6 protein-coding genes are annotated in these 14,075 nt (G+C 45.9%); 1 reads left to right on the top strand and 5 read right to left on the bottom strand.

Translation table 11 applies throughout. The annotated features are described in order from the left end of the window. Positions 1–46 precede the first annotated feature (46 nt). Positions 47–2,980, top strand: a complete 2,934-nt coding sequence (locus ACFQ21_RS29360) for a ligand-binding sensor domain-containing protein (RefSeq protein ID WP_377586204.1) — start codon at positions 47–49, stop codon at positions 2,978–2,980. A gap of 69 nt (positions 2,981–3,049) precedes the next feature. On the opposite strand, the gene ACFQ21_RS29355 is transcribed toward ACFQ21_RS29360, so the two are convergent. The 5 genes from ACFQ21_RS29355 to ACFQ21_RS29335 form a co-directional block, all read right to left on the bottom strand. Next, on the bottom strand, positions 3,050–5,404 hold the full coding sequence (locus tag ACFQ21_RS29355) for a carbohydrate-binding protein (protein WP_377586202.1): 2,355 nt from the start codon (positions 5,402–5,404) through the stop codon (positions 3,050–3,052). Between the two features lie 295 nt (positions 5,405–5,699). Further along, positions 5,700–8,039, bottom strand: coding sequence for a glycoside hydrolase family 3 N-terminal domain-containing protein (locus tag ACFQ21_RS29350; RefSeq protein WP_377586200.1), 2,340 nt, complete (start codon positions 8,037–8,039; stop codon positions 5,700–5,702). Positions 8,040–8,156: 117 nt separating this feature from the next. Next, positions 8,157–9,035, bottom strand: coding sequence for a hypothetical protein (locus ACFQ21_RS29345; RefSeq protein ID WP_377586198.1), 879 nt, complete (start codon positions 9,033–9,035; stop codon positions 8,157–8,159). 15 nt (positions 9,036–9,050) lie between these two features. Beyond that, positions 9,051–10,589, bottom strand: coding sequence for a RagB/SusD family nutrient uptake outer membrane protein (locus ACFQ21_RS29340; protein WP_377586196.1), 1,539 nt, complete (start codon positions 10,587–10,589; stop codon positions 9,051–9,053). A 15-nt stretch (positions 10,590–10,604) separates the two neighbouring features. After that, a complete protein-coding gene (locus tag ACFQ21_RS29335) occupies positions 10,605–13,754 on the bottom strand; it encodes a SusC/RagA family TonB-linked outer membrane protein (RefSeq protein ID WP_377586194.1) in 3,150 nt (1,049 codons plus the stop codon). Positions 13,755–14,075: the final 321 nt, after the last annotated feature.

The raw sequence follows: 14,075 nt of genomic DNA, 5'->3' as shown, positions 1-14,075 counted from the left end.
TTTGAAAGTTAGATTTGACACTACATCAATCGCTTCGAACCTCATCATGAAAAGGATTTCACCTTTCCTGACGTACACATTAACCCTGGGTTTTGTCGCCACGATTCTCCTTTTCCCGTGCTTCCGTGGGATGGCACAGTCGGCACTTTCGGGGATTCCGTTTACCCGGAACTTCCTGCCGGTGGAGTATCATGCCGGGATTCAGAACTGGTTTATCACACAAAACCGGCAAGGGCTGGTGTACATCGCCAACAATTTCGGGCTGTTGGAATTTGACGGAGATCACTGGCAGGTATATGGCGTGAAGAACGGAACGAAGGTGCGCAGCGTGGCCATCGACAGTCGCGGACGGATCTATGTGGGTGGTCAGGGTGACTTCGGCTATTTCTTTCCGAACGAACGCGGCCAGCTCTCGTACGTATCCCTGGCCGATAGCCTCGACAGGAAATTCAGGAATTTTGATGAAGCCTGGAGCGTGTACCTCGACAACGACCTGGTATACTTCTGTACGTTCTCTAATATATATGTGTACAATCAGCGCACCTTTACGATTGTCCAATCCGCGCACGGCATTGACCACTCGTTCCTGGTAAACCGGCAGTTATATGTGAACCAGCCGTCAAGCGGACTGGGTACGCTGGAAGGATCAGTGATACGACTGATCAAGGGCGGAGATTTTTACAAAGGGAAGAGCATTGCTGGTATACTTCCGTTGCACGACAATCATTTGCTGGTAGCCACATTTTACGAAGGTATATACCGCTATAGCGAAGGTATATCGCAACCCTGGCGGGAGGACCTGCAGGCATTCCTTAAAGGATCGATCGTAAACTGCATCACGCGACTGCGCAACGGTAATTTTGCCATCGGCACACAAAACAATGGCCTGCTGGTACTCGATGCCGAAGGAAACCTGTTGATGCAATTGGGCAGCGGGCGTGGTATTGAAAGTCCTACGGTGCTCAGTATATATGAAGATGATCTCAACAACTTGTGGGTTGGCCAAAACAATGGTCTTGCGTATGTAGAGCTCGGCTCTCCGTTTACATTCATCAATAAACAAACCGGATTGCCCGGCTCCGGCTATTCTGCTTACCTGCATAAAACCAAATTATACCTCGGCACCAACACCGGTGTATATGTGCGCGATAAAAATGACAAAGCCGATTTTAAACTGATCGATAACACGCGCGGGCAGGTATATCATATCGGTGAATATGGTAACAACATTATGATCGGCCATCACAACGGTGCCACTAGTGTACAAGGTGCCTCTGCTGCACGTCTTTCATACGAGCCGGGCTCGTGGGTATTTCAGTCATTGAAAGATCATCCGGCTCAACTGATCGAAGGTGTATATGCCGGCTTACAGGTATATGATTTCGTTAATGGCCAATGGAAGTTTCGCAAGAAGCTGAAGGGATTTGGAGAATCATCGCGGGTAATGGCGCAGGATCCTTCCGGTGATCTGTGGGTAACGCATGGCTATAAAGGAGCCTATAAAATTAAATTCAGCCCATCGCTCGATAGTATACAGCAGGTAAAATTCTACGGTGCTGATAAAGGCTTTCCCTCCAATCTGCTCATCAACGTTTTTAAAGTACGCAACGAGCTGCTCTTTACCAGCACCACCGGTGTTTACAAGTATGATGCAAAAACAGATCGTTTCATACCAGACGATTTCTTCACGCCCCGTCTCGGCAAGAACGACCAGGTTTGGTTTATACGAGAAGATGCTATGGGCAATATATACTTTATCAGTCGCGATCATATTGGTGTCTTCCGAAAGAATGCTTTGGGAGAATATATACTGGAAGAGAATGTATTCAATAAAATACGCAAGTACCTGAATGACGACCTGATCAGCATCGCTATACTTCAAAACAACGAAGTATTGTTTGGTGCCAAAGATGGCTTTATTCACTACGACCCGGCCATGAAGGTAAACCGTACACCTATATTTCAAACCTTGATCCGTACGGTAGGCACATCCAACAACGGAGACTCTACGCTGTTTTTCGGAAATCATAGTGTGCACGATTCCATTACCGATAAGCAGCAACCGGATTTCAAACCCGAACTTCCTTACGCGAGCAATTCCATCGACTTTACCTTTGCAGCTACTTCGTACGAAGGCAATGCCGATCTCACCTATCAATACTACCTTGAAAACTATGAAAAGGGCTGGTCGGAATGGAGCAGCAAAACGCTGAAAGAGTATACCAACCTCAAGGAGGGTAACTATATATTTCATGTACACGCACGCAACGTAAATGGAGAAGTGAGTCGTGAGGCGACCTATGCTTTTACCATTCTCCCACCGTGGTATCGTTCGGTGTGGGCGTATTCTATCTATGGTATATCGGTAATTGCGTTGCTGTTTACGGGTTTCAATCTGCTGGATCGAAAATATCAACGTGAGCAAAAACTACTGGAACAGAAGCAGCAGGAAGAGTTAAGTCAGAAAGATACCGAGCTCGAAATGCTCTCACAGCAATCGCAGGAAGAAATTACGCGACTTCAAAATGAAAAGCTGGAATCGGAACTGCAGCACATGAATAACGAACTCGCTACTTCTACGATGCACTTGTTAAACAAGAATGAATTTATAACGGGTGTTAAAAACCAACTCGCGCATATACTCAAGAAAAATAATCACGAAGAAATCAAAAAGGAACTCACGCAGATTACACGCAACATCGAACAAAATATATCAGCCGATGCTGACTGGGAACATTTCCAGTTTCACTTCGATCGCGTGCATGGCGATTTTACGAATCGATTCAAAGCCTCCTTTCCTACGTTGAGTCCGCAAGAAATAAAATTGAGCGCTTACCTGCGCATGAACTTATCGTCTAAGGAAATAGCGCAGCTTTTAAATATATCGGTGCGGGGTGTTGAGATTAGCCGGTATCGTCTAAGGAAGAAGATACAGCTCGATCGAAATAAGAATCTTCAGGATTTTATTCTGAATTTCTAAATACAAAAGCATAAAACAGCAGCAGCGCCTTGAAAGGCGCTGCTATGGATGTAAAGAGATATACCGATTTTATTCTATTACGATCTTTTTTGATACTTCACGCCTGGTGTTTTTCATTCGTATGATATATATACCGGCGGGTAATTTACCTACGGGTAATACATCTTTTACTTCGGACTTCTGAATTACTTTGCCAGTTGTTGTAATGATGCTTACTGTAGATGGCTTTGATACTTTTACGGTAAATGTACCGGGTGATGGGTTCGGATATACATCGAGTCCGTCTTCTTCCAATCTATTCTCGACAATCTCTTCCTGGGGTGCGGCTGTTCGCGCGACTGCCCCGGTGCCATAGGTAAAGGCTTCCCAACCGGAGATGGAGGTGCGGTTACAGGTCATGGCAGTGGTTCCATTTTCTGAAGATATATACCGGCCGTTGTTGCCGCGGAACGAAACTTTGCCATCGGCATTTACCACCCAGTCAAACTTTTCCCAATCGCCTATTGTCGCGCGACTGCAGGTAATCGCGGCTGCGCCATTTTCAGACGACACATATTTATTCATACTGCGCAACGCTATCTTTCCTCCACCTGCATCTACTACGGTGAATTGTTCCCACGTGCCGGGCGATGGACGATTGCAATTCATAGCGGTTGTTCCATTCTCACCACTCACATATTGATTGTTGATACCGCGCAGCCAAATTACTTGTCCTATAGGAACTGTGCTGGTATTGCCCACCACTCTGAACCAGTTGAGGTTGAAACCACCGGCTGTTATAGCTATACCGATCTCTTGTGAACCGGCTGGTAGCGTAACGGTATGCGATATAGTCTGCCAGGTTTGCCAGCCACCGGTAGCCGGTACGTTGACTGTTCCATAAACCGAACCTCCACCGAATGATTCCAGGCGTATACCTCCTCCGGCACTTTCACTTGCCACACGATACTCAACGGTATAGGTACCCGCAGATGGTACGTTGATACGATAGCCCAGCCAGTCACCCGTATCGGTATAGCCTATATTTTGTCCGCCACCGGTATCCGTTGTGTTCTCGGTTTGTATACCACTCATCGAACAAAATGCTTCAGCCTGAATGGTTCCTGGTACAGATGTATAATTACCGGAGCAGGTTGTTGAACTGCCGCGTCTCGGATCAACAGCTGCCAGCGGGCCGCTGTTCACCACCGTATTAGCAAACTTTATATTGTTCAATACACCGGTCATGGCTGATACACCATCGGTGAGGTAAGGGGGTCCTATAATTCTGCGCAACGCTGCGTTGGGTGAAGAGCTCGTGCGTTTATACGTCCAGTGCGCCCAGCCTATACTATTGGCGTTGAGCTTATCTACATTTTGACGCAGCCATTCGTCCGAGTTCTCGCCCGTCTCACCTACCCACACCGGTACGTTGTGTCGTGTTCTGAATTCAGTAAGATTGATAAGCCGGTTGATCTGGTTGGGATTGCCATCGCGTATATAGTCATCGCCTTCGGGAATCCAGTAGCGGTGCGCATTATATACCAGGTTGGAGCGGTTTGTAAAAGTAAATGGTTCGAGATAATCGTAGTTATTTCCCCAGCCGTTTCCTTCCACCATGATCAGGTGTGTATCACCGAGTGCGCGTATAGCATTGATCAACCGATTGGTGAGCGCATGTATACTTTGATTCTGCGGTACATTGTTCGGTTCGTTGATCAGGTCCCAGAAAGCAACGGTGTTGTTGTTGATATAGCGCGCTACGATTTTCTCCCAGAGGCGCACCGTCATGTCCTGAAATATAGTGCGGTTCCAGAGATCGTTGCCTACCAGTGCATCGGATATATTTGAATCAGTACCCTGTGCACCGGGTGCAGCGTGCAAATCTACAATAACATATAGTCCGCGGGCAGCACACCAGTTCAAACAGTTTTCCAGCGTACGAAATCCTTCCAGGTTCGGATCGACAAAGAGTTGATTGTTATTATACCACGTAGTTAATGAATTGATATACGTGGTATAGTTTGCCGAATTGCGAATAACGTTGTTCCGTACAGTGCGTTGTGCGGGTGTTAAGAACAAATCATAGTGCATGGGTATACGCACGCAGTTGAAGCCCTGATCGGCAATCCAGTTGATATCAGCCTGTGTGATGAAATTGTCTCGCCAGCTTTGATAGAAAGCTTCGACCTGTGCTTCGGTCTGCCCCTGATCATAGAGGCGTTTTTTAAATGATCCTTGCGTCCCTCCTCCACTGGGGTTCAGCATATAGCCTTCCTGCAAAAGCCAGCCTCCCAATCCAACACCCTTCAAAATAACTTCCTGGTTCGATGCGTTTACAATACGTGTTCCATCGGCACGCAGACGACTCTGCGCATAAGCTTGTGTAAAGCCCAGCAACAGGAGCAGAAACAATGTTCTCTTCAGTAAAACTTGTGGCGTCATAGTTTATAGGGTTTAGTTATAAATGTGTACAACCATTGTTTTTCACAACAATCGTTTTCATAAATATATAGTCGCCCTATACGAAGTTTACCAAAAAGCCTACACTTCAACCTCTACAACACGGCCCGTTGTATACGCCTGCACTACGTCAGTATACTTCGTGTTGCTGACAATCAATACTTTGATACGAATGGATATATAGTATATGATGCAACATTTAATTTACCTTTAAATGAAGAAGCCGCTCTTGCGAAGCGGCCTCAACTGTTTAACCTTTTCCTTCTGACTACTTTATTTACAAGTTCGATGCTTTATCATCGAATGTCTTGCCTTCACTCAGGGTAAATTTAGCTTTCAATGTACCAACGCTAACTTCATAGTCGCCTTTCTCAACCGTCCAGCGGAGATCTTTCGCTACAAAGGCTATATCGCGTGGTGCAATGGTAAAGGTTACTTTCTGCGATTCACCCGCCTTCAGGTTTATCTTTTCAAAACCGCGGAGACGTTTCATATCCGGAGTTATGGAAGCATACTGATCGGCTATAAATAACTGCACTACTTCTTTTCCATCGCGCGTGCCGGTATTCTTTACCGTTACCGATACTGTGATCTTTTCGTTGGCAGCAATAGCAGATTTGCTCACTTGCAGATCGCTGTATTGGAACGATGTATAGCTCAAACCGAATCCGAATGGATATTGCACTGCAAAATCAGATTCATAGTCGTATACACCTTGCATTTTACTTTGTTCCTCCGATGGTTTGTGATCGTACGTTACCAGTGTGTTGGCATACATCGGGTATGTGTAAGGGAGTTTACCACTTGGGTTTACCGTGCCGTATAGTATATCTGCAATGGCATCGCCACCAAAGTTACCCGGCAAATAAGATTGCAGTACACCCTGTACATCTCTCTCAAAAGAACTGATCAGGCGCGGGCGACCTTCGTTCAATACGAGTATAACAGGCTTGCCGGTTTTCACCAATGCTTTTGCCAGTGCAATCTGGTTAGCCGACAAAGTTAAATCGTGCAAGTCGCCAGGCTTCTCGGTATAGGAGTTTTCACCAGCACACAGAATAATATAGTCTACTTTGGCAGCAGCTTTTACAGCAGCATCAATATCTACATCTTTCTCCTCCCAGTATTTACCATCGTCTTTATAGGCAACACCTTGTACAAAAGTTATATTGTCTTTACCGCCTTTTTGCTGAAGGGCTTCGAGTATGGTGTTATACTTCTCACCAAACTCGCTTACCTTTTCACCCTGCCATGAATATGACCAGCCGCCATTCAGTGAACGCATCGAGTTAGCGTTCGGACCCGTTACCAGTAACTTCGCACCTTTCTTCAGGGGCAATACACCATTACTGTTCTTTAACAGCGTGATTGATTCCGATGCAGCCACGTATGCAGATTCTTCAAATGCCTTGCTGCCGAACTGCGGATAATCTTTATAGTTTGTTACCGGTGTCTCAAATAAACCTAACTCAAACTTGAGCGTGAGTATTCTTCTTACGGCATCATCAATGCGACTCATCGGTACTTCACCTTCTTTTACCAGAGCGATCAGGTAATCGCAGAACTTGAAGTTATAGGGAATCATCGACATATCAATACCGGCATTGATCGCCAGCTTCACAGCTTCTTTCGGTGTGGCTGCTACTTTATCTCGCTCATACAGGTTGTCTATATCTTTCCAGTCGGTTACGGCTACACCTTTAAAGCCGAGTTCTTCTTTTAACAGTTTGGTAAGTATAGTATAGTCTGCGTGAACAGGTGTTCCGTTGATGAGACCCGAGTTAATCATTACCGTGTGCGCACCCGCATCGATGGCAGCCTTGAATGCCGGTAAATGTCTTTCGCGTAATTCAAGCTCGGGTATAAATGCGGGGGTTCTGTCTTTACCGGAATTAGGAACCTGGTAACCCAGGAAGTGTTTAAGACAGGAAGCTACGCGGTAAGGATTTTTTATATCGTTGCTCTCACCTTCATATCCATCGATCATTTGTTTGCCGAGTTCAGCGGTAAGGTATACATCTTCACCAAACGTTTCCCACAAGCGCGGGAAGCGTGCATCACGACCCAGGTCTAACACGGGAGAAAAATTCCAGGGTATAGATGATGCTCTTGTCTCATACGCGCATATCTCTGCACCTTTCTTTACAATAGCGCGATTCCAGGTTGCAGCCTGTCCTATTTGCTGCGGAAAAAATGTGGCGCCTGCCGTATACGTTGTGCCGTGTATAGCATCAACACCATATATAACGGGTATCTTTAAACGTGTTTCTTTTGTTGCTACATCCTGCAACTGGCTGATGATCTCATGCCATTTCTCCGGAGTACGCGCGCGGTTATTCGCGGTGTTGAGTACTGATCCTAATTTATACTCAATAAGTGCCTTACGAACCAACGCCATATCGAGTTGAAGAGGCTCATCGCTTACGTATTCATTTTTACCTTTGGTAATTACATCGAGTGTAACCTGTGCCATCTGCCCTACTTTTTCTTCGAGCGTCATCTTGGCTAACAACGCTTCTACTTTCTCTTGTGTAGTAACAGGTTGAATGGGAGTTTGTGCCTGAAATAAAAATATCAGCACGATGGAAAGGCAACAAGTGCCTATAATTTTTTTCATACTTATGAAATGTTAGAGTTAATTACTGCCTCACAGTTATTAGGATTGGTTTGCCTATAATTGAAACAAGCTGCCAATGATACACTGGCAGCTTGTGATTGCAAAAGAGAAATTGTTTTATTTTGTTCCCCTGAATTCTACGTTATCAATTGCTATACCGGTAGTACCTAAATTTGATCCACCGGTGCGGACGAAGAGATAAACTGTACCGCTCTGTTCGAACGTAACAACACCACCACCGGTGCCAGAGCAAGACAATGCAGAAAGTTTTCCATTGAATGCTGTTTTACCACAGCCGGCCCATGTGTTTAATCCTAAACGTGTGCCGCCATCTTTATAGTCCTGGCCATCTACCGGTGCAGCCGTACCTACATATACTTCAAACCAGGTGTCGGTAGCTCCGCTTCCGGTAACAGTCATATCCACTTTATACTTCTTGCCACCTTCAACCTGTATAGTCTGGTATACACCTACGTGGCCACCGCTACCACCGCTTGCTATAAGCTTACCATCAATCATGGTAAATGTAGCGTTGGCATTATAGGTTACAAAGTTCCAGCTTGTCTCATCACCAGGATTCATCTTACCGCCTATTACCAGGTTACCGGCAGCAGGGTCAGATGTCTCAACCGTAAGAGTTTGTGCCGCTGTAGCTGAAACACCGCCTCGTCCAAATGCTTTTAATACAATATTATAAGTACCAGCATCCGGGTAAAATACGGTGTCAACAGCTTTACCTAACTTCTTCGGAAAACCAACGCCATCATCTTTGTCCCATAGTACACCAATGAGATCGGTTTGATTGGCGGCCAATACGTATGTATTATTTTTTCCTGCTACCGGTGTAATTGTAAATGAAGCAGAAACACCCGGATCGCTCAGTCCATTGCCATTACCATCTTCAAACTCATCGGGCTGGCATGCTGTTAATACTCCGGCTGTTACAATGCCTAACCACGCGAAGTATTTGCTGAATGTATATATACTTTTTTTCATAGGTATCTTTACTGATTATCGTGTACCACCGTACTCTTTGCTTTGTTCCAGTTTTGTATTGTTCAACTCGTTGAGCGGTATAGGCAGTATTTCATGTTTGCCGGAAACAAATCCGCGATCGGCAAGTGCTGTTGCAGCATCGCCCCAACGCACCAGGTCAAACCAGCGGTGTCCTTCACCGGCAAGTTCAAGTCTTCTTTCACGCTTGATATTATCCATTGTTGCTGCTACAGCACCCAGTCCTACACGGGCGCGCACCGCATTCAAAAGATCAGCAGCTCTTGTTAAATCGTTACCTGCCATTACCAGTGCTTCTGCTTCCATCAGGTATGTATCAGCCAAACGGATCTCGTACATATTCTGCGGATAGTTAAGCTCAGGCGCTCCGGCTTGTCCTACCGGTGTATTTGACTTTCTTCCGGCAAATTTCTCCAGGAAGTACCCGGTGTTCTGCGCTCCCGGAGTATAATCTGCTATACCATATTGTTTCAGGCTGTCGAGGTTGGCAACCGTATATTTATAGCGCGGATCGTAGTGAATAGCATCAAACAAACTTTGTGTTACCGGGAAGTAACTCCAGCCGGATATATAGTCAGGTGCATTGGCAGTCTTCGTAGTATAGCCGCGGGGACCAGTCATGATGTTGAGTATATTTCCTTCCGTACATGCTATACAGCCCCAGCCACCGGCCGATGTACTGGTATAGCCTACTTCGAAGATAGACTCGCTGTTAAACTTCACATCGGCTGTTGACTTCCACAGGTCTCCAAAGTTATCGATAAGTTTATAGCCATATTTAGCATTCAGTGCACCCGGTGTAGCTCCGTTCACTTCGCGGAACTCGGCTGCAGCTTCAGCCCACTTCTGCTGGTACAGATATACTTTACCCAGCAACGCATGCGCTATACCTTGTGTAACACGACCACCTTCTGATGCAGCCGGAACTGTATTCGGAAGATTTGATTCTGCTATAGCGGCCTTCAGGTCTGCCTCAATCTGTGCATATACTTCCTGCGGAGTAGCCTGCACTACATTGTACATTTCGTCTGGTGTAACCGTTTCGTTCAGCAGTGGTATATTTTTAAACAGGCGAACCAGGTCGAAGTTGAAATGTGCGCGCAATACCAGTGTCTCCGCGATGTAACGTTTCTTCACATTCTCATCCATCGGTACACCTGGTAATTTCTGCAGCATGGTATTCGCTCTGAAGATTCCGGAGAAACCTTTCTTCCAGAGATCTTCCTGCGGACCTGTTGCCGGTGTAAGGGTATAGTCTGCCCACGTAGTGAATGTTTTGTCACCGGTACCTTCACCTCCACCGAGGTGATCGTCAGATGCCGAAAGTGTTGCGCCTACTTTCGTAGTCAGGTTACCACCCTGCCATCCTACCACATCGTATACAGAAACCAGACCGTTGAATGCTTCCTGCTGGTTCTTGTAGTAGTTTGCTTCGAGGTCAAGACCTTTCGGTTTTACTTCGAGAAAATCGTTACACGCGCTGAGGGGCAGGAACGTTACTGCCGTAACAGCTATATACTTTATATATCGTTTCATACTGTGTATTGTCAATTAAAATCCTACCGTTAAACCAACCATATAGGAACGTGCCTGCGGATATATACCGCGGTCGATACTCATCGTACCGCCACCGATCTCCGGATCGTAGCCGTTGTAATTCGTAAAGGTTGCCAGGTTCTCGCTCATCACATAAATGCGAGTGCGCTCTACACCAAGCTTCGATACAACCGAGGTTGGCAACGTATAGCCTATCTGCAAAGTCTTGACGCGGAAGTAGTCGCCATCTTTCAGGTAAAAGTCAGATGGATTGTTCAGGTTGTTGTTCGGATCGTTTGTGATCAGGCGCGGATAGGTATTGGATGTACCAGGACCTGTCCAACGGCCCAACGCTTCTGTCTGCCAGTTCGAGCTGGCTATACCGAAACGTCTCAGACCATTAAAGATCTGGTTGCCCGCTACACCTTGCGAAAACACTACGATATCAAATCCTTTATAGCCTGCGCTCAGGGTAAATCCATAGGTATAGTTTGGCATCGGGTTACCGAGGAACTTGCGGTCGTTCTCGTTAATAACACCATCACCATTTATATCTTCCCATTTGAAATCACCCGGTCTTGCGTTCGGCTGTATCTTTCCTTTCGGACCAACGTATGCTTCGATCTCTTCCTGTGTCTGGAATATACCCATCGTCTGGAATCCGTAGAATGAGTTATAGGTATGTCCTACTTCCGTACGTGTTATACTATACGCACTTCCCTGGAAGCCCGCGTTACCATCGGTCAGGAATTTTATACCATTACCCAGATTTGTTACTTTGTTCTTCAGGTACGAGAAGTTACCATTGAAACCAAGTGTGAAATCACCTACCTGCTTGCGCCATCCTAATTCAAGTTCTATACCGCTGTTCTCCATGTCAGCAACGTTGGCTGCCGGGTTCGATATAGCGCCTACGTAGAAAGGTATACGCGGATTCTGGAGGATGTCTTTCGTAGCTTTTTTATACCAGTCGAATGTCAGTGTGAAATCATTCAAAATGGTAGCTTCAAAACCAATGTTGGTAGAAGTAGTTTCTTCCCAGCGCAGGTTCGGGTTGGCCGGTGCGTTCGGGCTGAATCCGTTCAGGTAACTTCCGGTAGTACCAAAGGTATAGTTACGACCGCTACCAATGGTAGAAAGGAATGAGAAGTTACCGATGTTATCGTTACCTACTACACCATAGCTACCGCGAATCTTCAGGAAGTTCACGATATCATTCGCAGGCCAGAAGTTTTCATTGGAAGGAACCCACCCCAAAGAGAATGATGGAAATATACCATGACGGTTATTCTGACCGAAGCGTGAAGAACCATCTCTGCGAATCAGGGCACTAACAAGGTATTTCTCTTTATAGTCGTAGTTGATACGGGCAAACAAAGAGCTTACAGTATGATCCTGTCCTTCGGATGCATCAGACGTACGTTGTGTTGCCGGTACTTTATAGTTGAAAGAAGCATCATCAAAATTATCAGCCGGTATACCGTTGAATGTAACGCGCGTCATGCGAGTGTTATCATCCAGGTATGCCCCTTGTCCTACCAATACTGTCACATTGTGATCTGTAAGGAATGTACGGGTATAGGATATCGTGTTCTCAACGTTCCAGTCAAGACGCACGTTGTTCTCGCGACTGAATGAATTTTGCGAGATGATGTTAGACGAGTTGAGGAAATATACCGGTGTAAAAGCTTCGTTACCCCAGAAGGCAAGCTTCGCTCCAATTGTAGAACGTACCTTCAAACCTTTGAGTGGTTCTGCTTCTACAAAGAAGTTACCGATAATGTTGTGGCCCCAATCGTAGTTGCCCATCTGTTTTGAAATATAGGCCAGCGGATTTGTCATCTCCTGTCCTACATACGGAGATATACCATACGGATTTCCGTTCTCATCTCTGCGAACCGGGTTGTTGGTATATATAGGTTGATTTGCTTCTACCGGGTCTGTAACAACGGCAGGAGTAATCGGATCCAGGTTGATCGCGGAACTTAACGGACCACCAAATTCGCTGTTGGTGTTACCGAGTCCGATGGATTTATTATAGGCATAGCCGAGGTTTTGGCCTACCGTCAGCCACTTCTTTACTTTGTGTGTAGAGTTCAGGCGGATGTTGAAGCGTTTATATTTTGATATATCCGTTGCCACAATACCTTCCTGGCTCAGATAACCGAATGAAGTATAGAATGTAGATTTATCATTACCACCGCTGATACTGAATTCGTGGTTCTGACGTTTTGCACTGTTGTTGAAGATGAGTGATTGCCAGTCCGTACCTTGTCCGTATGATTCCGGATTGGCAAACGGCAGCGGATCGCCATTGGCTGCTGCAGCTTCGTTACGAAGTGTAGCATACTGCGTAGCGTTCAGCAGGTCAAGCTTGCGAGCAGGTTCTGATACACCATAGTATCCGTTGTAGTTCATTTTAAGACTTCCGGCTTTACCTTTCTTGGTTGTTACCAGGATTACACCGGCCGCAGCACGCGCACCATATATAGCTTGTGATGCTGCATCTTTCAATACTTCAATGGATTCTATATCCGATTGATTGAGATACCCTATACCTCCGTTATCGATGATGACACCATCTACCACCCACAGTGGCTGGTTGTTGTTACCACCATCGCGGTTGAAAGATGTGATACCGCGTAGGCGTACCGTTGCACCGCCACCCGGCTGACCGGAGTTGGCAGCAATGGTAAGACCAGACGTTCTTCCCTGCAATGCCTGTTCGATGCGGTTGATCGGCATGGCTTCGAGGTCGGAAGCCTTCACGCTGGAGATCGATCCGGACACAACACTTTTCTTTTGTGTACCATAGCCCACAACCACCACTTCATCGAGGGTTGATATATCGGACATCAATGACACATCAATTGAATTTCTTTCGCCTACGGGTACTTCCTGTTTGGCATACCCGACAAACGAAAAGATCAAAACAGCATCCTGCGAAGGTACTTCAAGTGAGTATCTTCCTTCAGCGTCTGAAATGGTTCCGTTACTCGTACCCTTCAGCACTACGTTTACACCCGGCAACTGTTCGCCTGTGTTTTCATCCTTTACTGTTCCGCTCACAACGTGCTGGGCATGCGCATACCCGCAGGTTAAAGCGAAGCACAGCATGAGGAAGTATCTGGCTTGTCGCTTCCCCGTCTGTAGAAATTCTCTCATAGGTTTTTGATAATGGTTAAGATTTAGAAGTGTCGCGAAAACGTTTACTAGAAATCGTTTCCGCTGAAATCAAAAGTATAGGAGAGAGACATGAGCAAAGAAAAAAACGACTACAGTTCCATTACTGCACACGAAACCGGAAGCTCGTCAGCACTACGTCAAACACAAAAAGTAAATTGATTGTCAGATCATTAAGTGTTTATGAAAGAATACATTGAAAACCCGTGAAGCAATGAAAAACAACGGGAAGGCCACACGCTTTTCGCGATTCGAAAAAGAAAAGTGCAATCGCAACTCAAAAAGAATTTCTGGAGAGGTTGT

This window comes from Ohtaekwangia kribbensis, assembly GCF_042676245.1.
GTDB classification, from domain to species: Bacteria; Bacteroidota; Bacteroidia; order Cytophagales; family Cyclobacteriaceae; genus Ohtaekwangia; species Ohtaekwangia kribbensis.
Note: the sequence above shows the minus strand (reverse complement) of the source record. Positions and strands in the feature narration are given on the sequence as shown.